General features: G+C 47.9%; 18 protein-coding genes, 1 tRNA gene and 3 rRNA genes. All 22 read left to right on the forward strand.

Annotated features, from left to right (window positions below; all coding sequences use genetic code 11):
• Nucleotides 1-9: 9 nt before the first annotated feature.
• The 22 genes from cysC (at nt 10) to U5R06_08605 (ending at nt 24,389) form a co-directional block, all read left to right on the forward strand.
• Nucleotides 10-624: an adenylyl-sulfate kinase gene (cysC, locus tag U5R06_08500; protein ID MDZ7722838.1), complete on the forward strand. Its 615-nt coding sequence runs from the start codon at nt 10-12 to the stop codon at nt 622-624.
• Between the two features lie 341 nt (nt 625-965).
• Nucleotides 966-2,530, forward strand: a 16S ribosomal RNA gene (locus U5R06_08505).
• Between the two features lie 558 nt (nt 2,531-3,088).
• Nucleotides 3,089-3,161, forward strand: a tRNA-Ile gene (locus U5R06_08510).
• 82 nt (nt 3,162-3,243) lie between these two features.
• Nucleotides 3,244-6,209, forward strand: a 23S ribosomal RNA gene (locus U5R06_08515).
• Between the two features lie 61 nt (nt 6,210-6,270).
• A 5S ribosomal RNA gene (rrf, locus tag U5R06_08520) occupies nt 6,271-6,387 on the forward strand.
• Together the 16S, 23S and 5S rRNA genes with 1 tRNA gene alongside form the textbook arrangement of a ribosomal RNA operon.
• 118 nt (nt 6,388-6,505) lie before the next feature.
• Nucleotides 6,506-9,091 carry a patatin-like phospholipase family protein gene (locus tag U5R06_08525; protein ID MDZ7722839.1) on the forward strand — a complete coding sequence of 862 codons (2,586 nt, stop codon included), beginning with the start codon at nt 6,506-6,508 and terminating at the stop codon, nt 9,089-9,091.
• Between the two features lie 101 nt (nt 9,092-9,192).
• Nucleotides 9,193-9,591, forward strand: a complete 399-nt coding sequence (locus tag U5R06_08530; protein ID MDZ7722840.1) for a hypothetical protein — start codon at nt 9,193-9,195, stop codon at nt 9,589-9,591.
• Nucleotides 9,592-9,707: 116 nt separating this feature from the next.
• Nucleotides 9,708-9,995 carry an Asp-tRNA(Asn)/Glu-tRNA(Gln) amidotransferase subunit GatC gene (gene gatC / locus U5R06_08535; GenBank protein MDZ7722841.1) on the forward strand — a complete coding sequence of 96 codons (288 nt, stop codon included), beginning with the start codon at nt 9,708-9,710 and terminating at the stop codon, nt 9,993-9,995.
• On the forward strand, nt 9,995-10,738 hold the full coding sequence (gene kdsB / locus U5R06_08540; protein MDZ7722842.1) for a 3-deoxy-manno-octulosonate cytidylyltransferase: 744 nt from the start codon (nt 9,995-9,997) through the stop codon (nt 10,736-10,738). Before gatC ends, kdsB begins: the two co-directional genes overlap by 1 nt.
• Nucleotides 10,735-12,396, forward strand: a complete 1,662-nt coding sequence (locus tag U5R06_08545; protein ID MDZ7722843.1) for a CTP synthase — start codon at nt 10,735-10,737, stop codon at nt 12,394-12,396. The genes kdsB and U5R06_08545 overlap by 4 nt, the downstream gene beginning before the upstream one ends.
• Nucleotides 12,383-13,210: a 3-deoxy-8-phosphooctulonate synthase gene (gene kdsA / locus U5R06_08550; GenBank protein ID MDZ7722844.1), complete on the forward strand. Its 828-nt coding sequence runs from the start codon at nt 12,383-12,385 to the stop codon at nt 13,208-13,210. Before U5R06_08545 ends, kdsA begins: the two co-directional genes overlap by 14 nt.
• A complete protein-coding gene (locus U5R06_08555) occupies nt 13,203-14,204 on the forward strand; it encodes a KpsF/GutQ family sugar-phosphate isomerase (GenBank protein MDZ7722845.1) in 1,002 nt (333 codons plus the stop codon). The genes kdsA and U5R06_08555 overlap by 8 nt, the downstream gene beginning before the upstream one ends.
• Nucleotides 14,201-14,833, forward strand: coding sequence for an LPS export ABC transporter periplasmic protein LptC (gene lptC, locus U5R06_08560; protein ID MDZ7722846.1), 633 nt, complete (start codon nt 14,201-14,203; stop codon nt 14,831-14,833). Before U5R06_08555 ends, lptC begins: the two co-directional genes overlap by 4 nt.
• Nucleotides 14,830-15,987, forward strand: coding sequence for an OstA-like protein (locus U5R06_08565; protein ID MDZ7722847.1), 1,158 nt, complete (start codon nt 14,830-14,832; stop codon nt 15,985-15,987). Before lptC ends, U5R06_08565 begins: the two co-directional genes overlap by 4 nt.
• Nucleotides 15,984-16,733, forward strand: coding sequence for an LPS export ABC transporter ATP-binding protein (lptB, locus tag U5R06_08570; GenBank protein ID MDZ7722848.1), 750 nt, complete (start codon nt 15,984-15,986; stop codon nt 16,731-16,733). The genes U5R06_08565 and lptB overlap by 4 nt, the downstream gene beginning before the upstream one ends.
• A gap of 39 nt (nt 16,734-16,772) precedes the next feature.
• The gene (rpoN, locus tag U5R06_08575; GenBank protein MDZ7722849.1) at nt 16,773-18,176 is read left to right on the forward strand and encodes an RNA polymerase factor sigma-54; all 1,404 of its coding nucleotides are present in this window, start codon (nt 16,773-16,775) and stop codon (nt 18,174-18,176) included.
• 8 nt (nt 18,177-18,184) lie between these two features.
• Nucleotides 18,185-18,724 (forward strand): ATP-dependent protease subunit HslV, encoded by a 540-nt coding sequence (gene hslV / locus U5R06_08580; GenBank protein ID MDZ7722850.1) that lies wholly within the window; start codon nt 18,185-18,187, stop codon nt 18,722-18,724.
• Nucleotides 18,725-18,741: 17 nt separating this feature from the next.
• Entirely contained in the window at nt 18,742-20,076 is a 1,335-nt protein-coding gene (gene hslU, locus U5R06_08585; GenBank protein MDZ7722851.1) for an ATP-dependent protease ATPase subunit HslU, read from the forward strand.
• 12 nt (nt 20,077-20,088) lie between these two features.
• Nucleotides 20,089-21,003 (forward strand): ornithine carbamoyltransferase, encoded by a 915-nt coding sequence (gene argF / locus U5R06_08590; protein MDZ7722852.1) that lies wholly within the window; start codon nt 20,089-20,091, stop codon nt 21,001-21,003.
• Nucleotides 21,004-21,427: 424 nt separating this feature from the next.
• The gene (locus U5R06_08595) at nt 21,428-21,661 is read left to right on the forward strand and encodes a hypothetical protein (protein MDZ7722853.1); all 234 of its coding nucleotides are present in this window, start codon (nt 21,428-21,430) and stop codon (nt 21,659-21,661) included.
• On the forward strand, nt 21,662-22,090 hold the full coding sequence (locus U5R06_08600) for a T9SS type A sorting domain-containing protein (GenBank protein ID MDZ7722854.1): 429 nt from the start codon (nt 21,662-21,664) through the stop codon (nt 22,088-22,090).
• 19 nt (nt 22,091-22,109) lie between these two features.
• Nucleotides 22,110-24,389, forward strand: coding sequence for a hypothetical protein (locus tag U5R06_08605; GenBank protein ID MDZ7722855.1), 2,280 nt, complete (start codon nt 22,110-22,112; stop codon nt 24,387-24,389).
• The last annotated feature ends 291 nt before the right edge of the window (nt 24,390-24,680 follow it).

Genomic DNA, 24,680 nt, shown 5'->3' on the forward strand with positions numbered 1-24,680 from the left:
AGTTCATTTATGACTGAACAAAAAGCAACCAATATTACCTGGCATCAAGCGGATATTTATAAAGCAGACCGGGAAAAATTAATAAAGCAAAAAGGTGTTGTGATCTGGTTTACCGGTCTCTCCGGGTCTGGAAAATCAACCCTTGCACATGCCGTCGAGAAAAAATTATACTCGAACGGGAATCTGACCTATGTTCTTGATGGTGATAATATTCGTCATGGTCTCAACAAGAATTTAGGATTCAGCCCGGAAGACCGTGAAGAAAATATACGCCGGATTGGGGAAGTGGCTTCTTTGTTTGCGGACAGCGGTCTGATCACCATGACAGCATTTATTTCCCCTTACCGGAAAGACAGAGACAAAGCGCGCGAGTTGCGTCCTGATGGCGAGTTTATAGAAGTATTTGTCAAGGTACCGCTTGATGTGGCTGAGGAGCGTGATCCCAAAGGACTTTATAAAAAAGCCAGGTCCGGAGAGATCAAAGAATTTACCGGTATCTCTGCGCCGTATGAAGAACCGGAAAGTCCCGAGATCGAAATTGACACATCCAAACTGGATTTGGAACAAAGCGCTGATAAAGTCGTTAATTACTTGCTCGATAAGGGCATTGTAAAGATTGCTTAAAAATAATTCAACGATTTTATAAAAATCTCTTGCAAAAGAGCGAAAAAAGTGTATCTTTATGAGCCCGGTACAGGAACGGGAGTAGCTGACCGGGTGATTGTGAAGCGGATTAGATTCAGGAAGAGGCGAAAAAGTTCAAAAGGATGAACAAAACGCTTGACAATTGGAAAAAAAATGTATATCTTATAAGGCTTTGCTAATAAGGAAGAAACGGGACGAGGAATACGGGATACAGCGGGACAGCAAAGTGAGTAATAGATTTGAGTAGTAATGTTCTTTGAAAAGTGAGCGTGCGGACCCAAGCACAAATTGAGTTTGGAGCACAGGAATTGAATCAATCAACAACGAAGGGTTTGATCCTGGCTCAGGACGAACGCTGGCGGCGTGCTTAACACATGCAAGTCAAGGAGACCGTACTGCTTCGGCGGTACCAGTAAACTGGCGGACGGGTGAGTAACGCGTAGGTAACCTGCCTATAAGTTTTGGATAACACTGCTAACGCGGTGCTAATACGGGATGTGGCATTAAGCTATACTATATTTAATGTTAAAGCGGGCCTCTCGGAGAAGCTCGTGCTTATAGATGGACCTGCGTCTCATTAGCTAGTTGGTGAGGTAACGGCTCACCAAGGCGACGATGGGTAGCCGGCCTGAGAGGGCGATCGGCCACACTGGGACTGAGATACGGCCCAGACTCCTACGGGAGGCAGCAGTGAGGAATCTTGCGCAATGGGCGAAAGCCTGACGCAGCAACGCCGCGTGTGGGAAGAAGCTTTTCGGAGTGTAAACCACTGTTAGGAGGGACGAAGGTCAGATATTCGAACAGGGTATTTGATTGACGGTACCTCCAGAGGAAGCCCCGGCTAACTCCGTGCCAGCAGCCGCGGTAACACGGGGGGGGCAAGCGTTGTCCGGAATCATTGGGCGTAAAGGGCGCGTAGGTGGGATAATCAGTCTGAGGTGGAAGCTTGAGGCTTAACCTCAAGTTTGCCTTGGATACTGTTATTCTTGAGTACGGGAGAGGGAAGCGGAATTCCTGGTGTAGCGGTGAAATGCGTAGATATCAGGAAGAACACCGGTGGCGAAGGCGGCTTCCTGGCCCGAAACTGACACTGAGGCGCGAAAGCGTGGGTAGCGAACAGGATTAGATACCCTGGTAGTCCACGCAGTAAACGATGGGCACTAGGTGTTGGAGCCTTGAGCTTCAGCGCCGGAGCTAACGCATTAAGTGCCCCGCCTGGGGAGTACGACCGCAAGGTTGAAACTCAAAGGAATTGACGGGGGCCCGCACAAGCGGTGGAGCATGTGGTTTAATTCGATGCAACGCGAAGAACCTTACCTGGGCTTGAACTGCTGGTGACAGATTGTGAAAGCAATTTTTCCTTCGGGACACTAGTAGAGGTGCTGCATGGCTGTCGTCAGCTCGTGTCGTGAGATGTTGGGTTAAGTCCCGCAACGAGCGCAACCCTTGCCCTTAGTTGCCATCAGGTAAAGCTGGGAACTCTAAGGGAGACTGCCACGGCGAACGTGGAGGAAGGTGGGGATGACGTCAAGTCCTCATGGCCCTTACGTCCAGGGCTACACACGTGCTACAATGGTCGGTACAACGGGCAGCGACGCCGCGATGGTGAAGCGAATCCCTTAAAACCGATCTCAGTTCGGATTGGAGTCTGCAACTCGACTTCATGAAGTTGGAATCGCTAGTAATCGCGGATCAGCATGCCGCGGTGAATACGTTCCCGGGCCTTGTACACACCGCCCGTCACGCCATGGAAGTCGGTAGTGCCCGAAGCCGGTGGCCTAATCTCGATTTATCGGGAAGGGAGCCGTCGAAGGTGAGACCGATAACTGGGGCGAAGTCGTAACAAGGTAGCCGTATCGGAAGGTGCGGCTGGATCACCTCCTTTCTAAGGAGAACCCAAACCTTTTTGACTTGACCGTACGTTCACTTGTTTTTAATTAAACCGCTGGTTGAACCAGGGTTTGCAAGGTCCAATGGACCAGGAGTGCCGCTGGTTGAACTTGGGTTGTTTGAAAGTTATGACCTTTTAATCATTCGTGATAAAAGGTTTTGAGTTTCTCGGGCCTATAGCTCAGCTGGTTAGAGCGTCCCGAGTAGTCGGGAAGATCACTGGTTGGTTTATAGGTTCAATTAAAAAGGGCCTATAGCTCAGCTGGTTAGAGCGTCCCGAGTAGTCGGGAAGATCACTGGTTGGTTTATAGGTTCAATTAAAAAGGGCCTATAGCTCAGCTGGTTAGAGCGCCCCGAGTAGTCGGGAAGATCACTGGTTGGTTTATAGGTTCAATTAAAAAGGGCCTATAGCTCAGCTGGTTAGAGCGCCGAGTAGTCGGGAAGATCACTGGTTGGTTTATAGGTTCAATTAAAAAGGGCCTATAGCTCAGCTGGTTAGAGCGCCCCGAGTAGTCGGGAAGATCACTGGTTGGTTTATAGGTTCAATTACAAAGGGCCTATAGCTCGCTGGTTAGAGCGCACGCCTGATAAGCGTGAGGTCACTGGTTCAATTCCAGTTAGGCCCACACAGCTGACAAGCGTCAGTTTGTTCTTTGACAATATGATAGTAGAGAGCCAAATATAATCTGCTGCGGGTAGTAGATATTTGGTCAAGTTATTAAGAGCATATGGCGGATGCCTAGGCACAAGAAGGCGAAGAAGGACGTGGTAAGCTGCGATAAGCCTCGGGTAGGTGCAAACGACTGCAGAACCGGGGATTTCCGAATGGGGCAACCCGTTAAGGCTAATACCTTAACACTGGCTGCTGAATCTATAGGCAGTACAGAGCGAACGCAGGAAACTGAAACATCTAAGTACCTGCAGGAAGAGAAATCAATCGAGATTTTCCTAGTAGCGGCGAGCGAACGGGAAGGAGCCTAAACCGGCTTGCTGATGTGAGTCGGGGTTGTGGGATATATCGTATGTTTAAGCGTTGTCATAGTGGAAGTTGTCTGGAAAGTCAGACCATAGAAGGTGATAGTCCTGTACGCGAAATGACGACAACTAAACGATATACTCCCGAGTAGCGCGGGACACGAGGAACCCCGCGTGAAGCTGGGTGGACCACCATCCAAGGCTAAATACTCACTTGTGACCGATAGTGAACTAGTACCGTGAGGGAAAGGTGAAAAGTACCGGTGGCCCGGAGTGAAATAGTACCTGAAACCATATGCTTACAAGCAGTCGGAGTTCGCCAACTGGCGAATGACGGCGTGCCTTTTGTATAATGAGCTGGCGAGTTACGCGTGCGTTGCGAGGTTAATGTGTTCAGCACAGGAGCCGAAGCGAAAGCGAGTCTTAATAGGGCGATTAGTAACGTGCGGTAGACGCGAAGCCGGGTGATCTATCCATGTCCAGGATGAAGCGCAGGTAAGACTGCGTGGAGGTCCGCACCCACCAGAGTTGAAAATCTGGGGGATGAGATGTGGATAGGGGTGAAAGGCCAATCAAACCCGGAGATAGCTTGTTCTCCCCGAAATAGCTTTAGGGTTAGCCTTGTGATAAGAGTGACGGAGGTAGAGCACTGGATGGGTTAGGGCCCTACCCAGGGTACTGCCCCCAACCAAACTCCGAATGCCGTCATATTTTTCACAGGAGTCAGGGTCAGTGGGATAAGCTTCTGATCCGAGAGGGAAACAACCCAGACCGTCGGCTAAGGTCCCCAATTTCAGGCTAAGTGTAAAAGGATGTGAGATTGCCCAGACAACCAGGATGTTGGCTTAGAAGCAGCCATTCATTTAAAGAGTGCGTAATAGCTCACTGGTCAAGTGATTTTGCGCCGAAAATGTACGGGACTAAGTCTGGAGCCGAAGCTGCGGTATCGACCGTAAGGTTGATAGGTAGGGGAGCGTTCTGTATGCTGTAGAAGGGTAATTGTGAGATTACCTGGAGGTATCAGAAGTGAGTATGCCAGCATGAGTAGCGATAATAGAGGTGAGAAACCTCTACACCGAAAGTCTAAGGTTTCCTGAGTAAAGTTAATCTTCTCAGGGTTAGTCGGGTCCTAAGGCGAGGCCGAAGGGCGTAGCTGATGGGAAACGGGCAAAAATTCCCGTACCACCGATATAATGTTCGAGCTATGTGGTGACACAGGAGTGAAAGGCCATCCGGATAGTGGATAGCCGGTCTAAGTGCGTAGGCTGGACAGGTAGGCAAATCCGCCTGTCTAAGGCCGAGACACGAATGGGAGGGACTAGGTCCCATAAACTGGCCGTAAACATACTGTCAAGAAAACCCACTATGTGAGTTATATAGGTGTCCGTACCGCAAACCAACACAGGTAGACGGGATGAGGATTCTAAGGTGCTCGAGTGATCTCTGGTTAAGGAACTAGGCAAAATAGCTCCGTAACTTCGGGAGAAGGAGTGCCACAAGTATTGGAAGCTCTTTACGAGTGAAAGAGAACGTGGTCGCAGTGACCAGGCCTGGGCGACTGTTTACTAAAAACACAGGTCTCTGCCAAGTCGTAAGACGCTGTATAGGGACTGACACCTGCCCGGTGCTGGAAGGTTAAGGGGATGAGTTATTGCGGATTTATCTGCGAGAAGCTTTGAACTGAAGCCCCAGTAAACGGCGGCCGTAACTATAACGGTCCTAAGGTAGCGAAATTCCTTGTCGGGTAAGTTCCGACCTGCACGAATGGTGCAACGACTTGGGCACTGTCTCAACCAGAGGCTCGGTGAAATTGTAGTGCCGGTGAAGATGCCGGCTACCCGCGACGGGACGGAAAGACCCCGTGAACCTTTACTATATCTTAGCATTGGGTTTTGGCATTGCATGTGTAGGATAGGTGGGAGACTGTGAACCATGGGCGCCAGTTCATGGGGAGTCACTGTTGAAATACCACCCTTGTTCTGTTGGAATCCTAACCTGGGCCCGTGAACCGGGTTGGGGACCATGCTAGGAGGGTAGTTTGACTGGGGCGGTCGCCTCCAAAAGAGTAACGGAGGCTCCCAAAGGTTCCCTCAGCACGGACGGTAATCGTGCGCAGAGTGTAAAGGCATAAGGGAGCTTAACTGCGAGACAGACAGGTCGAGCAGATGGGAAACCAGGGCTTAGTGATCCGGCGGTTTTGAGTGGATAAGCCGTCGCTCAAAGGATAAAAGGTACTCCGGGGATAACAGGCTTATCGCGCCCAAGAGTTCATATCGACGGCGCGGTTTGGCACCTCGATGTCGGCTCATCGCATCCTGGGGCTGTACAAGGTCCCAAGGGTTTGGCTGTTCGCCAATTAAAGCGGTACGTGAGCTGGGTTTAGAACGTCGTGAGACAGTTCGGTCCCTATCTGTCGTGGGCGAAGGATATTTGCGAGGGTCTGCTCCTAGTACGAGAGGACCGGAGTGGACGAACCTCTAGTGTACCAGTTGTCGCTCCAGCGGCACTGCTGGGTAGCTATGTTCGGACGGGATAAGCGCTGAAAGCATCTAAGCACGAAGCCCTCCTCAAGATTAGATATCCCTTCCGATCAATCGGAACTGAAGGACCCTTGAAGACGACAAGGTTGATAGGTCACAGGTGTACGCACAGTAATGTGTTTAGCCGAGTGATACTAATCGTCCGAGCGACTTGACCAATTATTTATCGCTGCAGCAGATTATATTTGTGCTTTCAACTATCATATTGTAATGAAAAAATCCAGGTGGTCAGAGCGGAAAGGCACCACCCGATCCCATTCCGAACTCGGAAGTTAAGCTTTCCAGCGCCGATGGTACTGTCTTGGAGACGAGACGGGAGAGTAGGTCGCTGCCTGGTTTTAAATATCAAGCCTTCTGGCCTTTGCCGGAAGGCTTTTTTTGTTTGTATTCGAATCCTTTTTCTGTTATTTACGTATATTCCATTAATTATTCAGACAATAATTTGCTGATTTTACATGCACTATGTACGTTTAATAATCTTTTTATTTTTCGTCTTTGTTGCCTACACCTGTGTTGAAGCTGAGCAGGTGATCCAACAATTTAAAGCTGATGAATTTCAAGTGACCAATGATTCTGCTTTAAAAGCAGATTCTACCGGGTCTCCAACCATTGGCCTGGCACTCAGCGGTGGCGGAATTCGGGGAGTCGCGCAAATCGGTGTTCTCGATGTGTTTGATGAATATAATATCAAAGTGGATATGATCGTCGGGACCAGTATCGGCGCTGCTGTAGGGGCTCTCTACTGTTCGGGATATACGCCGAAGGAAATTATGCAGCTTGTGCATTCTGTGGATTGGAGCCGTGTGTTTCAGGACAAACCCGAGCGCAGCTCGCTTTTTCTCGGTGAAAAAAACGAAAAAGATCGCGCCTTGCTCAGTATACCCATGAAACACTTTAAACCGATCGTTCCTGAAGCGTTTTCAGCCGGTCAACAAATTACCAAGATTCTCACAGATTTTCTACTCAACGCTCCGTATCATGAGTATGATTTCAGAAAACTGAAACCTCCTCTTGCCATTCTGGCAACCGATATGCTCAATGGCCGGGAAGTACTCATTCAGGAGGGCGATCTGGTGCAAACTGTGCGCTCTTCCATCGCCATTCCATTGCTCTTTTCTCCAGTTAAAAGAGACAGCACTATCCTGATTGACGGCGGTATTTCGTGCAATATACCTGTTGTGCAAACCAGAAAGTCCGGCGCTGATATTGTCATTGCCGTCAACTCTACATCTCCGCTTCGTCCCCGTGATAAAATAAATGCCCCCTGGGAAATTGCTGATCAAGTCACAACAATTATGCAAAAATCTTTGAACAAAGAGCAATTGAAAAAAGCGGATCATGTGATCGATTTCAGTGATCTTGAATTTATATCCACTCAATACAATGCACTCGATTCTCTCTACCTGATTGGACGTAAACGCGCTCTCAAAATGATTGATTCTCTTCTGCATGCCGGGCCTAAATTAGAGTTTTCCAAAGTTGAAACCAACGGGATAAAATCCATACCCGCACTTCAAAGTCCATTGGCCGTGGATTCTCTTTATTCTGTTCTGAGTGCATTAAATAAGGAAAATAACGCACAAAAAATAGATGCGCAACTATTGATTTGTAAACAGGACACGGTACTGAACTTTAAAATACGAGAGTCTACTTTGTTGTCCCGGGTGATTTTCCTGGATAATCATGTGATTAGTGACTCTGTTTTACTGGAGCCTTTTCAGCCCTTGCTGCGACAACCTGTTTATTCTGAACAACTTGACAAGGCATTGGATGATGTCCTGCGCATTTACAGAATGCAGGGCTATTCTTTGGCACGTATTGATTCTGTCGAACTTAATCCGCAAACCGGATTTGCAGAGATTACCGTTAGCGAAGGACGGATAGGGGATATACGCTATATCGGTAATTTGACGACCCGAAATTATATTCTATCCCGGGAATTTCTGTTAAACTCTGGTGATATCTTTCAAAAACCCAGAGCCGAAGCCGGTATCGATAATATATATGCAACCAATTTGTTTCATTCCGTCCTGCTGGGTTGGAAGCAAAATCAGGACCTGTATGATCTAAAAATATATACACATGAATCTCAGCCTCAAAATCTGCGCCTGGGATTGCGATATGGGTCTGAACGATATACCAAAGCATTTGTAGAGTTTTCTGATGAAAACGTAGGCGGCCTGGGAAATGATGCGGTTTTTCATTTGCAGTATGGTATGATTGATTTTAATACCTCGTTTCAATTCCGTGCAGACCGTATTTTTAAGACCTATTTGACCGCTCAATTGGATATGCATTATGACCGGTCTGAGCATAAGTCCTACCGAATGCTCAAACAAGTGGGAAAATATCAACGCGAGTCCGCCGGTATTGTGCTGCAAATGGGACAGCAGATAGCCCGATTCGGAACCATTTCCGGATATTTGCGGTTTGAAGAAATTGATCTGGACAGTTTACGCGGCAGCGGCTATGACCGCGGCAATATGACAATTAATACCATTGGCTTTAAAACCACGATTGATACCCGCGATCAACTTCCGTTTCCCCGGTCAGGTACCTATCATATCTTTTCATATGAAGCCTCCTCAGGATTTATGCTGGGTGCTGACAAATCGTATAACAAGGTCGAAAATCAATTATCAGGTTATCGGACATTCTTTAAACGGCATACATTCAATCCTCTGCTGCATTGGGGGATCAGTGATCGCACCACCCCTTATTCTGAACAATTCAGAATCGGTGGCTATGATTCTTTTTACGGACTGCATCAGGGACAGATGTGGGGACGATATTTGTTCAAAGCCAGTATGGGATATCGCTGCCGCTTCCTAAAATTGGCTATGTTTCCGTTTTATGTCTCGTTGCGTTATGACTTGGGCGGCTCCTGGGATGAACTTGAAGAAATAACTTCCCAGGACTTTATATTCGGGTATGGCGCCAGTGTGGATATTGAAACCCCGGTAGGGCCTTTTTCGCTGGCCTATGGGCGAACCAACAAACAACAAGAAACCTTTTATCTGAACCTGGGATTTCATTTTTAATGAATTCCGACTGGTCTGAGGAAATAATACCTGTCGGGAATTATGTTGGTAAACCAGGGAGAAATTACGATGATTGCGCAGCAACAAGAACAGGAGGAGATTTGAAACATCATTCACTGTCTCAATGGGAAAAAAAACTCTATAATCTCATAATCAATGTGGATCACTATCTTGAAGAAAAGTATGGTAATGATTTTAGACGTCATCCGGCCCGTCCGCCACATGGTCAAACCTCGAGCGTGTCTCACGATGGCGTGTTCAGCGTTACATCTAATTTTAGTCTTGGACTGGGGTCGCAGCATGGAAGAGGATATGCGATTGATATCAAAATTGTAACTTTGGAGACCGTAGATCAGGAAACCCGGGAAGCGATTGAAAAAGATGCGATGGAAAAAATACGCGAGCTGTTGCCGGATTATTTCCCGAACCGCGAACTCAATCTGCAGCGGGACGGCAATGTGATTAAACTTTACGGAGACCTGAGTTTGGGAAATATCTGAGAAGGTGTGGAAAATTTAGGGGAAGCAGAACTCAACAAAAATTATGCCAAATTAAGTACTTTTAACTTGACTCTTGTTTGCTGAACTTTTATATTATTTTTTAAACAGGAGATCATATGTCAGTTTCAATCAAAGATGTAGAGTACATAGCTGGTTTGGCAAAATTGTCATTCACAGAACAGGAAAAGAAAAAATTTGTTCATCAGTTTAATCAGATTTTGTCGTTTATCGAAAAACTAAATGAACTTGATACAAAAGGTGTTGCGCCGACATATAATCCTTTGAATCTGACCAATGTCATGCGCGAGGATGAATGCCGGCCCGGCTTGTCTCAGGAAGAGGCATTGAAAAATGCGCCGCGTCAAAAGCATGGTTATTTCAGTGTTCCCAAGGTTATCGGCTGATGCAGATTACCGCTATTATTCCTGCCCGTTATGCATCTACCCGGTTTCCGGGCAAGCCGCTTGCGGATATTCAGGGAAAACCTATGATTCAATGGGTGTACGAGCGCACCCGCCGGGCGGAATACGTCGATCAGGTGATTGTGGCGACGGATGATGAGCGTATTGAACGGGTTGTGCAGAATTTCGGCGGACAGGTCAGGATGACTCCTTCTGACTGTGCTTCCGGAAGTGACCGGGCCGCGGTCGTCGCTGCTGAACTTTCCAGCGATATAATAATCAATGTTCAGGGTGATGAGCCGTTGGTCGAACCTCAGGCCGTTGATCTGCTGGCGCAGACGCTGGCCGGGGATAAACAAGCTGATATGGCAACGCTTGTCTGTCAAGCATCAGATGTGCAGGATCTGGAAAATCCGAATATGGTGCGGGTTGTTTTCGATCATCAGCATCGCGCATTATATTTCTCACGTTCAATTGTTCCCTATGCCCGCGATATACGTGAGCGTTCCGATTGGCTGAATGCGTATCCTTATTATATTCATATTGGGATGTATGCGTACAGACGCAGTTTTTTGTTGAATTATAAACATTTAAGAGAATCAAAGCTGGAACAAGTTGAAAAGCTGGAGCAGCTGCGCGCCCTGGAAAACGGGTATACGATTAAAATCGGTATTGGAGATTTCAAGCCGATATGCGTTGATGTTCCGGATGACCTTGAACGCGTTAACAAAGAGTTGAAATCATGAATGCGAGATTAACCAAATACATTTTTGTCACAGGCGGTGTGGTGTCTTCTCTGGGCAAAGGAATTGCTGCAGCCTCGATCGGGCGGTTGTTAAAATCGCGCGGTTTTCGGGTGACCATTGCGAAACTTGATCCTTACCTGAATGTGGATCCCGGTACGATGAGTCCCTATCAGCATGGTGAGGTGTATGTGACTGATGATGGTGTTGAAACCGATCTCGATCTGGGGCATTATGAACGGTTTATCCATACCAATATGAGCCGGCTTAATAATGCGACCACCGGTCAAATCTATCAGACCATCATCCGGCGGGAGCGCAAAGGCGAATATCTGGGCAAGACCGTACAGGTGATCCCGCATATCACCGACGAGATCAAACGGCGTGTCCTGTCGCTTTCCGCTAATCATGAGTTTGATGTGGTTATGGTTGAAGTGGGCGGTACTGTGGGTGATATTGAGGGCTTGCCGTTTCTCGAAGCTATCCGGCAGTTCATTCTGGAGCAATCGCACAAGAATGTGATGATTATTCATTTAACCCTGATTCCATATATTTCCGCATCCGGAGAGATGAAAACCAAGCCCACTCAACACTCGGTAACCAAACTGCGGGAGATCGGTTTGCAGCCGGATATGCTGTTATGCCGGACGGAAAAGCCGCTTGAAGAAGCAGCCCGCGACAAGATCGCTTTGTTCTGCTCGGTCCCTTCAGAGATGGTGATCGAGGCACGGGATGCTGATTCTATCTATAAAATTCCGCTTCTCTATGAGAAGAACGGGGTGGGCGATAAAGTCGCATCGCGGCTGGCCTTACCGATTCGGGAATCTGACTTGTCCGGCTGGAAAAAATTTGTACACAAAGTCAATGATCCGTCCCGCTATGTAAAAATCGGGATCTGTGGTAAATATACTGAACTGAAAGATGCCTATAAATCCATCATTGAGGCGTTTGTTCACGCCGGAGTCGATAATGACGCCCGCGTTGAATTGACCTGGATTGAATCGGATAATCTGGATACGTCCAGACTTGCCGAATATTTTAATGATATACACGGCCTGCTGATTCCCGGCGGATTTGGTGACCGGGGAGTAGAAGGCAAAATTGCAGCCATTGAGTATTCGCGTACTCATTCTGTTCCATTTTTGGGGTTATGCCTGGGACTGCAGACCGCGGTAATTGAATTTGCCCGTAACAAGTGCGGACTTGAAGATGCGCACAGCACGGAATTTAATCCGGATACTCCGCATCCGGTTATCGATTTGATGGAAACTCAAATCGATGTCACGGATATGGGCGGCACTATGCGGCTGGGCGCCTGGGAATGTCTGCTGAGTAAGGGAACCATAGCACATAAAGCCTATGGCAAGCTAAATATATCTGAACGCCATCGGCACCGATATGAAGTGAATAAAGACTATGTCGATCAGCTGAAAGAGCAGGGACTGGTCATTTCAGGTATAAATCCAAAAACCAAGCTGGTAGAAGTCATAGAGCTTAAAGACCATCCCTGGTTTGTGGGTGTTCAGTTTCATCCGGAGCTGAAATCACGTGTTCTGGATACGCATCCGCTGTTCCGTGATTTTATTAATGCCGCGATCGAGCATAAAGCCATCCTGAGTGATATGGACATTGAAGAAGAGGGTATGAATGAAGACCGTTGAAATTGGAAAAATTAAAATAGGCCCAAATCAACCGATTGCCTTGATTGCCGGACCGTGTGTCATAGAAGATCGGGATACTGTTTTTAAAGCGGCTGAAGGAATTAAAACACTGGCGGATAAACTGAAATTTCCGTTTATTTTCAAATCCTCATTTCTCAAGGACAACCGTTCCTCATCCCGGAGCTATCAGGGTCCCGGACTCGAAAAAGGATTAAAGATTTTACAGGAGGTTAAAAAAGAATTTTCCATCCCTGTTGTTTCCGATATCCATCATGAGCATATGGCAGAGCCGGCGGCCGAGGTGCTGGATGTGCTCCAGATCCCGGCCTATCTTTGCATGCAGACCACCCTGACTGTAGCAGCGGCCCGGACGGGCAAACCGGTCAATATAAAAAAGGGGCAGTTTCTGCATCCGGAAGATATGAAAAATGTGATCAAAAAAATAGAATTTGAAGGCAATGAAAATATATTACTGACCGAACGCGGCACGTTTTTCGGTTATCATAATCTGGTGGTGGATATGCGATCTCTGCCCATGATGCGGGCGCTGGGATATCCGGTGGTCATTGACCCCACTCATGCGATTCGGGTTTACGGGATTTCTTCAAGCGATCCGGCGGGCGGAAACCCTGAATTTGTTCCGGCGTTGACGCGCGCTGCCGTGGCCGCAGGATGCGAAGCTGTGTTTATCGAAACCCATCCGAACTGTGGTGAAGCCTTGTGCGACGCGGCCAGTATGTGGCCTTTAGAAAAACTTGAATCTCTTTTGTTGCAGATTAAACGATTTGATGAATTGAGAGCAGAATTTGAATAAAGCAATGCAAAATGTTCAGACCAATGCAGACAGCATCCTGCAAAGCGCAAAAACGGTTTTTGATATAGAGAGCCGGTCCATTGCACTCCTGACTGAACGAATCGGTGATGAATTTGTAGAGTCTGTGAACACAATGTTGGCTTGCAGCGGCCGGGTAATTGTTACGGGTATCGGCAAATCCGGATTGATCGGGAAAAAAGTCGCTGCCACTCTGTCCAGTACCGGAACCCCCGCTTTTTTTCTGCATCCGGCGGATGCCAGTCATGGAGACCTCGGGATGGTTACGCAAACTGATGTTGTGCTTTGTCTGTCCAAAAGCGGCAATACCGATGAAATCAGCGCTATTGTTCCTGTTTTGAAAAAGCTGGGTGTGGTGATCATAACCATGACCGGCAATCTCCGATCCGCGCTGGCGGAACGCAGTGATATTGTGCTGGATGTCGGTGTTGAAAATGAAGCCTGTCCCAATGACCTGGCTCCCACAGCCAGTACATCGGCCATGCTGGCCATGGGCGATGCGCTGGCCGTGGCTCTGGTGAAACAACGCAATTTCAACCGCGAAGATTTTGCATTCCTGCATCCCGGCGGATCGGTCGGTAAACAGTTTATAAAAATTGATGAAATCATGTTTACCAACGATTTTATTCCGGTGGTTCATGATGATGCCGACTTGCGGCAGGTGGTGTTGGAAATGTCAACCAAGCGGTTTGGCGGTACCTGTGTGGTGGATAAAAACGGAGTCTGTGTCGGGATTATTACCGACGGTGACCTGAGGCGTTTGTGGGTGCGTGATATGGACATTAAGCAAAGTCGGGCGCGTGATATTATGCATCCATCACCCAAAACCGTATCTGTGGGCACTTTGGCCCGTACAGCGTTTGAAATAATGAGTCAGCACAATATTATGCAGATTATTGTGGTTAATGCTCAAAACAGGCCCGTGGGCATGGTGCATTTGCATGATCTTTTAGAATCCGGCATTGGAAAGTTATGATGTACTGTTATAAACAATATATGTTTTTGATCGCCGGTCTTTTTTTAATCAGCTTTTCCGGCTGTTCACGCGACGAATCATCCGGGATCGGCAGCGCGAGACAAAAAAAAGTTCCGGACCAGGAAATGTGGAATTTTCGAGTCAAGGCCACCAATCAGGGTCAACTGAATGCCATCATCCAGGCCGGCTATATGCAGCGGTATGCGGATCAGGCGCTGGCTATGTTCAAAGACGGTGTAGAGATCGATTTTTATCAAAAAGGCGAACATACATCCCGGCTGACGTCGGACAGCGGCAGATTTCATGAATCCAACATGAACGTCAGGGCGCTTGGTCATGTGGAGGTGCATTCGGACAGCGGTATTTCGCTGTATACGCAGGAACTGGTTTACGATCAGCAAGCGGACCGCATTTATTCGAATGTTGATGTCAAAGTAACAACCCTGGACGGTGACACACTGTCAGGAAAAGGATTTGAATCCGATGCGCAATTGAGCCGCTGGCAGATTATCAACCCCCATGACGGTGTTTATCACAAGCCTATGGATTTGAGCATTCAGCGTGAAAAGAGTCCGGATGAGGATTCAACGAAAATAGATACAGTTACAGAGCCGGGGTTGATGCAATGACTGCAAATCGATGGTTCATTGTAACATTGAGTTTGATTGTTCTTTGTCAAGAGCTATGGGCACAGACGCCTGATAACCGGCTATCGCTGGTGCATGCGGATATGGCCCGAGGCCGCCCGGATGTGAATGAGACGGTGCGCGAGCTGGTCGGTAATGTAAAGTTTCGTCAGGGCGATGCTGTGTTGACCTGCGAGCGCGCGATTCAGTTTGTTGAATCCGGTAAATCGGTGCTGCAGGGCAATGTTTTTTACAAGGACTCGGTCAAACAGCTGACCGGCAGACGACTGACATTCTATCGTCCGCGCGATCTGTTTGTCCTGGACGGCAACGCGCGATTAGCGGAAGTTTCCAAGATTTTGACGGCGAAATCCATTTCTTATGACCGATCGAGTGACAGAGCCGAGGCCCGGATGAAAGTGCTATTGGCGGATACAGCGAATGATCTGCACATTCGCTGCGAGGCTGCTGTATATGAGCAGCCTCGCGGGTATGCGCTGTGTACAGGAAATCCGGTTTTTTCACAGGCGGATACGAGCAATGCGGATACGCTGTACATCCACGGCACCCGGTTTGAAATGTTCCATAACGGTGATACACTATTGATTACAGGCGATGTTCGCATGCAGCGCGGCACTATGACGGCACGCTGCGATACGCTTGAGTATTTTACAGAGTCCGAACGGGTTACCCTGCGTCCGGTCCCCCGCGTTTGGCAGGATAAAGATTATTTAACCGGTGAAACCATTTTACTGCAGTTGCAGGATTCTGAACTCATATCTGCCGATATTCTGAACAATGCGGTTGCTGTGACGGCAGTGGACTCGGCCATTCAAACCCGCGTACCCTATGATCTGCTCACCGGAGGTGATATGAAAGTATATATTACAGATGAAGCGATCGATTCGATCATTGTCAGACGCCAGGCAACCAGCTATTATCATGTGATTGATGAAGGACGTGAAAACGGTGTGAACAAGGCGCTCGGCGATCTGTTAAAGATTAAATTTTCCGGAAATGAACTGAGCAAGGTACATTTGTTCAGCGATCCCGGAGTTTCGAACGGAGAGTTTCATCCGAAGCAAACCCAGGGTCGTCTGGAAGATGAGATGCTGGAAAAGCTGAATCAGTACAGGGTTTTGGAAGAGACACCATGATAAAACATGACAGCAAAACTGATGTCCTGGAAAGCAGGCATCTGGTTAAAATATACGGCAAACGACGGGTTGTCAATGATGTGAGCATCAATATTCGCCGTGGAGAGACCGTCGGGCTGTTGGGCCCCAATGGCGCCGGCAAGACCACGACGTTTTATATGATTGTGGGCATGATTCGGCCCAATCAGGGCCACATTTATTTCAGCGGCGAGGATATCACCAAACTGCCGATGTACAAACGCGCCCGCAAAGGTATTTCGTATTTGGCTCAGGAAGCTTCAGTTTTTCGGAAATTATCTGTAGAGGATAATTTGTTTGCTATATTAGAGACATTGCCGTTAAACCGACAGCAGCGGCGGGAAAAAGCAGATTCCCTGATGCAGGATTTGAATATTACACATCTGGCCAAAAACAAAGCCTCAACCCTGTCCGGCGGCGAAAGGAGACGTGTTGAAATCTGCCGCGCGCTTGCAACGGATCCAAAATTTATTTTACTGGACGAGCCATTTGCCGGAGTGGATCCCATTGCCGTCGAAGATATTCAGAATATTGTATCCGGTCTGCAGCAACGCGGCATTGGCGTTTTGATCACAGATCACAATGTTCATGAAACGCTTTCCATAACCGATCGCGCGTATTTGCTGTTTGAGGGCAATATCCTGAAAACCGGTGATGCCGATTATCTTGCGAATGATCCTGATGCGCGTAAACTATATCTCGGTAATAATTTCAAACTGAACCGTTAAGGAGAGGATATCTATGAAGTATCAAGGAGAAGGCACCTGATGGTACGGTTAGGACAACAGATCAGTTTACAGATGAAACAATCACCTCAACAGGTGCTATTGTCTTCATTGTTGCAGCTACCCATTATGAGTTTGGAGCAACGTCTGCAGACCGAGTTGGAAATTAATCCCTTGCTGGAAATTGAACAAGAGTACGAATTGGAACAGCAGGAGGAAGAGTCGGCTCTTGAAGACGAGGCGGAAGAGGATAATGGCCTGGAACAGGATAATGATGAAATTGACTGGGATGAGATCCTGAATGATGAAGACAATTACGAATATAAACCGCCGCGTGAAAAAAAGGAAGATGATAATGAACGCGTTGAGGTCTATCAGCAAACGTTGACCGACCATTTGATCGATCAATTGAAAATGTCCGATCTGACACCGGAACAGGTTATCATCGGTGAATATATTATCTGGAACATCGATACGGCCGGATATCTGCGCGTATCCATCGAGAATATTGCGGAAAATCTGGAAAAAGATTCGGAGGCCATTGAACAGGTCCTTAGTGTCATTCAACAGTTTGATCCTCCCGGTATTGGCGCCAGAAATTTGCAGGAATGTCTGTTGATCCAGCTGCATCAGCAGGATCCGGTTCATGCTAAAGCAATCGAAATGATCCGGGATCAGTTTGATGATTTTAAAAACAAACGCTATGAGAAATTGTCTAAAAATATGGATACCAGTCTGGAACGTGTCAAGGACACAATTGATCATATCATCAAGCTCAATCCAAAACCGGGTGAAGGATATATTTCCCTGGAAAACAATTATATTGTTCCCGATGTTGAAGTTCGCAAGGAAGAAGGCGAGTTCCGCATCTATCTGAACGATTATAATATTCCACATTTGCAGATTAATCAGCAGTATAAAAAGATGATGCTGGACAAGAAAAAGACCTCCAAGGAAACAAGGGATTTTATACGCCAGCGTCTGGAATCCGCACGCTGGCTGATCAATTCGATCCATCAGCGCCGTGCCACGATCATGCGCACGGTTGAAGCCATCATTACCCGGCAATATGATTTTTTTGAAAAAGGCCCCAATTATCTCAAGCCGATGATTCTAAAGGATATTGCCGATGATATCAATATGGATATTTCCACCATCAGCCGTGTGACCAATGGAAAATATATCCAGACTGAATATGGTATTTTTGAATTAAAATATTTCTTTAGTGAAAAATACCGTACGGATGACGGTGAGGATGTTTCCAATAAAAAGATTAAAATGCTCATCAAGGATTTGATTGACACGGAACCGGCTGGGAAGCCTTATAATGATCAAAAGATATCTGATATGTTAAAAGAACAGGGATTTCCGGTTGCCCGACGCACGGTGGCAAAATACCGAGAACAAATGAACATACCTGTCGCCCGTATGCGGCGCAGCATATAAGGGGATTTATGAATCCAGCAAACTTACATGGCACCACAGTTCTGGGCCTCTTTCACAAGGGGACCGCTGTGATGGCCGGTGACGGTCAAGTTACCTATGGCGATATCGTGCTTAAAGCCGGCGCCCGCAAGGTGCGGAAAATTTTCAATGACAGTGTTTTGGCCGGATTTGCCGGGACGCTTGCCGATGCGGTCACGCTGTTTGAACGCTTTGAAAACCGTTTGGGTGATGCCGGCGGACATCTGGGACGCGCTGCTGTTGAACTCGCCAAGGAATGGCGCACCGACCGCTATCTGCGGCGCCTGGATGCTGATCTGGCGGTCATGGATAAAAAAACACTGTTGATCGTTTCGGGCAACGGTGACGTGGTTGAACCGGATGATCAAATCGTCACCATCGGCTCCGGCGGTTCGTTTGCGCGTATCGCCGCCAAAGCGCTCATGACCCATTCTTCGCTAAACGCCGAGCAAATCGCCAAAGAGGCTATGAAACTGACGGCAGAGATGTGTATTTATACCAATGACCGTATTCACTTAGAAACCCTTTAGACTTTTCGCGAGAGCCTATGAATCTGACACCACGGCAAATTGTTTCCGAGCTGGATAAATATATTATCGGACAGGATGATGCAAAAAAAGCGGTCGCCATTGCCCTGCGCAACCGCTGGCGTCGTCAGCAGGTTTCTGATGATATGCGCGCGGAAATACTTCCCAATAATATTATTCTGATCGGTGCAACCGGTGTGGGCAAAACAGAAATATCCCGGCGTCTGGCCGGACTTGATAATGCTCCGTTTATCAAAGTAGAAGCCTCCAAATTTACCGAAGTGGGATATGTCGGACGCGATGTGGAATCCATTGTTCGCGATCTGGTTGATCACTCGGTGAATTATATGCGTTCCGAGCATGTGAGCGCTGTGGAACAGCCCGCTCTGGAAGCGGCGCTGGAAAATCTGCTCACCCTCTTGTGTGCCCAGCAGCTCGAGACCCCGGACGACTCTAAAGTTGATAAACGTCAGCTGCATGATCTGCGGCAGGAATTGCGGCCGCAACTCGAAGACTGCGAACTGGATGATCTCATGGTAGAGCTGGATGTGGATGCCGAACCGTCGGGCATGATGCAGATCATTTCCCCCATCGGAATGGAAGAAATGGGCCTGAATATCCAGGATTTATTATCCCCGTTTATGGGAACACGCCGAAAAAAACGCCGTGTCAAGGTGGGTGAAGCGATGGTGATCCTGCAGCAGCAGGAAACCGAGAAACTGATCGACATGGAGCAGATCATTCAGGAGGCCATCGAACGCGTTGAGGAAAGCGGAATTGTGTTCCTTGACGAGATCGATAAAATCGCCGGTTCGAACGATAGCGATAATCCGGATGTATCCCGCGAAGGTGTGCAGCGGGATCTGCTGCCGGTGATCGAAGGTACCAATGTCATTACCAAATACGGTATGGTGCAAACCGATCATATTTTGTTCATTGCATCCGGCGCCTTTCACATGTCAAAACCTTCGGATTTGATTCCGGAACTTCAGGGCCGGTTCCCCATCCGGGTGGAAATGGATGATTTGACCAAAGAAGATTTTGAACGTATTTTGACCGAGCCGCGCAATGCCCTGATCAAACAATACAAATCGTTGCTAAAGTCAGAAGGCGTATCGCTTTCTTTCACCCGTGGCGCCATTTCGGAAATCGCCGAGTTTGCCACCCAGGTAAATGCCCGCAGCGAAAATATCGGCGCCCGCAGACTGCATACCATGATGAGCAATCTGTTGGAAGATTTTCTATTCGAATTACCGGACACCGAGATGGAAAAAATAAAGATCACCCAAAAAACGGTCAAAGAACAACTTAAAGCTCTGGTCCAGGATGAAGACCTGAGTCAGTATATTTTGTAATGGAGGCGTACTATGAAACGAGATTTTCTGCAAATTACGGATTTTACCCGGGATGAAATCCTGGATATACTGGATACATGCGCAGAGCTTAAACGCAAAACCAAATCCGGGACAGAGCATCATTTACTCAAGGGGCAGACCCTGGCTATGCTGTTCCAGAAACCGTCGACCCGGACCCGTATTTCATTCGAAGTGGGTATGTATCAATTGGGCGGTCATGCTCTGTATTTGAGTCCGAATGAAGTCGGGCTGGGCAAACGGGAATCCGTGGCCGATGTGGCGCGGGTGATTTCGCGGTTTTGCAACGGCATTATGGCCCGGGTATTCGGGCATGATATTGTCAGGGAACTGGCCCAACACGCGGAGGTGCCGGTGATCTGCGGACTGTCCGATCTGACGCATCCCTGTCAGGTGCTGGGTGATCTTTTCACCATTCAGGAACACAAGGGCAAAGTAGAGAATTTGTGCATTGCCTATGTGGGCGACGGCAATAATGTGGCGCATTCCTGGATCAATCTGGCTTCGCGGTTAAACATTGTCCTGCGCATCGGCTGTCCCGAAGGCTATGAGCCGGATGCCGAGCTGCTGACGCGGGCGCGTGCTGAAACACATTGCGATATTCTTATTTATCATGATCCGGTGCAGGCCGTCAAAGATGCGGATGTGGTGTATACAGACGTGTGGGCCAGCATGGGACAGGAGGAAGAAGCGGCTCAGCGTAAAAAGATCTTTCAGCCGTTTCAGGTGAACGATGAGCTGTTGTCACATGCCAAATCCGACGTCATTGTTGAACATTGTCTGCCGGCGCACCGCGGGGATGAAATTACCGATTCGGTGATGGATGGTAAACATGCTGTGGTGTTTGACGAAGCGGAAAACCGGCTGCATATCCAGAAAGCGATTCTGGTTAAATTGATGGCAAAGTAATCGGCTTTAATGCACGTTGAACAGCTTGCCGGAACAGTCCAGAGAGTAAACCCTTCCGGGTTGAACCGAATGTTTGCAATAATCCTGAGCAGGGGGATTATGTCGCAGCATAACCTGTGTTTTAAAAACTGATTTCATGTGATACGGGAATGAATCTGTTTTTTTAAATGTATAATAAAGTACAGGTCAAACCGAACATTGTTTTACTGCCTCCACATTCCAAATGAATGATTTTTTACGACCTCGCTTAAATCATCTGTTTCCCTACTGATCCTTTGACCTTTTGTGAGTATTCAATATGATTGGTTATCAAAAAACTGGATTTTTACAGGGAGGTGAATGATGTATCGTCTGTTTTTTTATCTTGTTTTGCCTGATTTTGATCGGGGAGAATCATATCTACGCACGCATTGAAACCAAGCGAGTGCCCGATGATTTGGATGCTTACTCCGGATTTGGAGTTGCGGGGGCGATTTATACAGATTATCCCATAATTGGCGCTGATGATGAGAATGGCAATGATGCCGGTTCTGCTTGTACTTACCCTCTTGCCCCCCGGTTGCCTGTCGGTTTATCAGCCGTCCTGTCTGAGCAGGCTGTTGTGCTTGAATGGTTAGAATCCGCCGAGTCGGATTTGTCGCATTACCATGTCTATTAGTTGTATGATTTGGCTGCCGGTCCTCAGTATACCGATTTGAATGTGATGCCGGATCAGACCTACACCTACAGCGTCACTGCCGTGGATGGCCATGAAAATGAGAGCCGTTACAGCGAAACGGTTATATCAGGCGTTACCCGGGTCCTGGATTCACCCGCACGACCTGTCGCGTATCAACTCAAAGCCAATTTCCCGAATCCGTTCAATCTGTATACACGAATCGAGTATGATTTGCCGGAATCCGCCGAGGTCTGTATCTCGATATATGATATCAATGGAAAATTTGTCAGCCATCTCATTCAAACACGTCAAAATGCAGGATCATACAAAATAATTTGGCAGCCTGAGAACCTGTCGTCAGGCACCTATCTGATCCGTATGCAGGCGGATGGATTTACCTCAGTGCATAAATGTTTGTTTCTCAAGTAAAATAATTACGAGTTCTATCATGTTGAAAAAACAGGTTGTATTGTTTTTATTGTTAACAGGTACTGTGTCTCTTGCCCATTCCGGTGTTTCCACCTTTGCATTCAACATAAACGGGCACAAACATAACATGCCTGAAGATCTTGTTCAACGTGCTGTGCAGGAATGGTATGAAGCGTCATTTGACAGCGCAGCATTGATCGCACATATGGACAGTCTGGTTTCCAAATTTGACCTGAGATATGGCCTGGATGTTCTTGAAATACGGCTGCCGGACAGTCTGATGCTCCTGTATTTGGTCGACAGTTCTGGTACAGATATGTTTTCAGGCCGAATCATTCTGGATGCGGTGAAGCTGTACATGGTCGGATTCGGCTGTGACCTGTATGCAGACGTATCTTGTACTGGGTTGCAGTTCAGCGGTAACAGTTCTTTCAATCAGGGCGATTATCAACTGCATTTGAATCCTCTGCGGGTACTGGAACCTGAGGTGGTGGTGTATGACAGCGGCTGCGGATTGGGCGAGTTGTCGCTGATGGTTTTGCAGGAACTGTTCAAAGAAGCTATTATGGAATATCTTGAAGAATTTTCCTCTCAAGTTGTGTCGTTTTTATCCCGGGATTTGCTTGCCCGTCTCAACCCCATCCAGTCTCTGGGAATTCATAACCCCGAATTGCTGGCTGCGGCTGTGCGAGGTTTTCCCATGCACATGAGGCTGTATACACAATACGACAACGATCAGGATACCGTGCAGCTGGTACAGCATTTTGATATTCTGACGGGCACAGTTGAAAATCCGCAGGCCTTTGTGGGTATTGAACCGGATCTGGTCACAGAGCCATTGCTGCGGCATGGAGGTTTTGCTTGTAATTACTGGACTTTGCAGCATGCATTTGCATGGCATACAAACTGGGATGAAGCGCAGCGGGTTAATGCCGTGTTCAATGTAATGCAGGAATACGGCATTACAGGATATCGAGTGGAAGCACGCTGGCGTGATCTGCAGAAATACTTTCTACACGGTCCGGACCTGAACCCGGATGACCTGACGCCTGCCATGATTAATGCTTGCCTCGCGGATACGGCAATTTGGAACAGCGATGAATTTGACCGTCTGCAGAGGATTCTGGACAAAGGCAATTCATCCGAACTGGTGCCGCTTATGATCCTGGGAACCGGGCATGAGGATGCACTGCCTCTCCTGAATGACGGCCGTGTTGTTGCTCCTGCGACGGAAACCTGGATGGCTTTGGGTTTTAGCGGTGTGAATGCAGACGAATATCTGTACAATCTGAAACTGCTTGCGCATGCAGTAGTTCGCCGGTATGCAAATAAAGTGGACGTCTGGCAGCTGGAAAATGAACTCAATGCGGCGGGCTGGGCAGCTGCCGATTCAATGTGGTGGCGCAAAGGCGATTTGTGGCTGGATGCGGGTTTTAGAGACCGGGTGTGGTCGACTCTGGTGAGTGCAGTGCGGGCAGAGGATGCAACAGCCCGTATTGCCCATGATTTTCACATACTCGACATCATGCCGGCATTGCATGCCTGGCTGGATGATCTGGACATTGTGGGCGTGAATTTTTATCCCAACGCCATGACAGCCTTGCCGGTGCTCGGATTTGGTGTCGGCGACTATGTCTGGGCGGTACGGCGGGCACTAACAGGACTGGGACGTCCGGATCTGCCGGTGTGGGTGATTGAAACCGGCTATCCGGGAAAAGAGAGTACAGATCCGCCGGACAGTCTGACGCTGACAGAGGACAGCGGATTTTTTAGTGAATCCCGACAGGCTGCTTATATCCGTGACGCGCTGCAATCGGCGGCTGAAAACGGCGCGCGCGGTTTTTTTTATTACACGCTGACCACAGTAGAGAATGATGATGAAAACGCGCCGGCTCTGGACCGGCATTTGCGCTATTGCGGATTGGTTCGCAGAGATTCGGACGCTGCCAAACCGGGCTTGCCGGTGTTTGCGCAGACGCTTCATCAACTGCGCAGTTCGGTATATGAAAATCGGCCGCAAACACCGGAACAGGAACTTTTGATTGCGCCAAATCCTTTTAACAGGCGTACGTTTATTCGGTTCATCCTAAAAAAACCGCAACACATTCGTGTTTGCATGTTTAATATAAAGGGACGGCTGGTGGCGCGAATCCTGGATTGTCAAAAGAGACGGGGTTGTCATCATATTGCATGGACAGCAGTCGATGATAATGGCCGTGCGCTGCCAAGCGGCATTTACTTTTGTAGTGTCAGCGGTCGGCATTATGCCCAAACCGCCAAACTGATTGTTTTAAAATGACCGGCGTTGCAAAGGGGTTATAAAATATGATTTGTTTGAGACCAATACACACCGGCAACGGCGGAGCTGCGTGGGTAAGAACCGGCAACTCGATGCTGGTGAAATATTTATTTTAAAGAGATTGTTAATTAAGATAGACCTATATCATCAGTAAAGCATACTCTGACCCCCCGTTTCCTTTACGAATTTTTCTTTCCTGTCATTTGATGATATGATTCCGACCCCGAACCGGCAGTTCTGTTTCTAATTTCCGATCCTGTTAACATCAAAAAGATGTTGTTTTTCCGCGTG

Source organism: candidate division KSB1 bacterium, from assembly GCA_034521575.1.
Lineage (GTDB): Bacteria > Zhuqueibacterota > Zhuqueibacteria > Residuimicrobiales > Krinioviventaceae > JAXHMJ01.

What these genes read in the sequence shown, in the direction of transcription:
- gatC (MDZ7722841.1), top strand. Translation starts at nt 9,708, where the DNA reads ATGTCAGTTTCAATCAAAGATGTAGAGTACATAGCTGGTTTGGCAAAA.
- kdsA (MDZ7722844.1), top strand. Translation starts at nt 12,383, where the DNA reads ATGAAGACCGTTGAAATTGGAAAAATTAAAATAGGCCCAAATCAACCG.
- U5R06_08565 (MDZ7722847.1), top strand. Translation starts at nt 14,830, where the DNA reads ATGACTGCAAATCGATGGTTCATTGTAACATTGAGTTTGATTGTTCTT.
- U5R06_08525 (MDZ7722839.1), top strand. Translation starts at nt 6,506, where the DNA reads ATGCACTATGTACGTTTAATAATCTTTTTATTTTTCGTCTTTGTTGCC.
- rpoN (MDZ7722849.1), top strand. Translation starts at nt 16,773, where the DNA reads ATGGTACGGTTAGGACAACAGATCAGTTTACAGATGAAACAATCACCT.
- kdsB (MDZ7722842.1), top strand. Translation starts at nt 9,995, where the DNA reads ATGCAGATTACCGCTATTATTCCTGCCCGTTATGCATCTACCCGGTTT.
- U5R06_08605 (MDZ7722855.1), top strand. Translation starts at nt 22,110, where the DNA reads ATGTTGAAAAAACAGGTTGTATTGTTTTTATTGTTAACAGGTACTGTG.
- hslV (MDZ7722850.1), top strand. Translation starts at nt 18,185, where the DNA reads ATGAATCCAGCAAACTTACATGGCACCACAGTTCTGGGCCTCTTTCAC.
- U5R06_08545 (MDZ7722843.1), top strand. Translation starts at nt 10,735, where the DNA reads ATGAATGCGAGATTAACCAAATACATTTTTGTCACAGGCGGTGTGGTG.
- hslU (MDZ7722851.1), top strand. Translation starts at nt 18,742, where the DNA reads ATGAATCTGACACCACGGCAAATTGTTTCCGAGCTGGATAAATATATT.
- lptC (MDZ7722846.1), top strand. Translation starts at nt 14,201, where the DNA reads ATGATGTACTGTTATAAACAATATATGTTTTTGATCGCCGGTCTTTTT.
- cysC (MDZ7722838.1), top strand. Translation starts at nt 10, where the DNA reads ATGACTGAACAAAAAGCAACCAATATTACCTGGCATCAAGCGGATATT.
- argF (MDZ7722852.1), top strand. Translation starts at nt 20,089, where the DNA reads ATGAAACGAGATTTTCTGCAAATTACGGATTTTACCCGGGATGAAATC.
- lptB (MDZ7722848.1), top strand. Translation starts at nt 15,984, where the DNA reads ATGATAAAACATGACAGCAAAACTGATGTCCTGGAAAGCAGGCATCTG.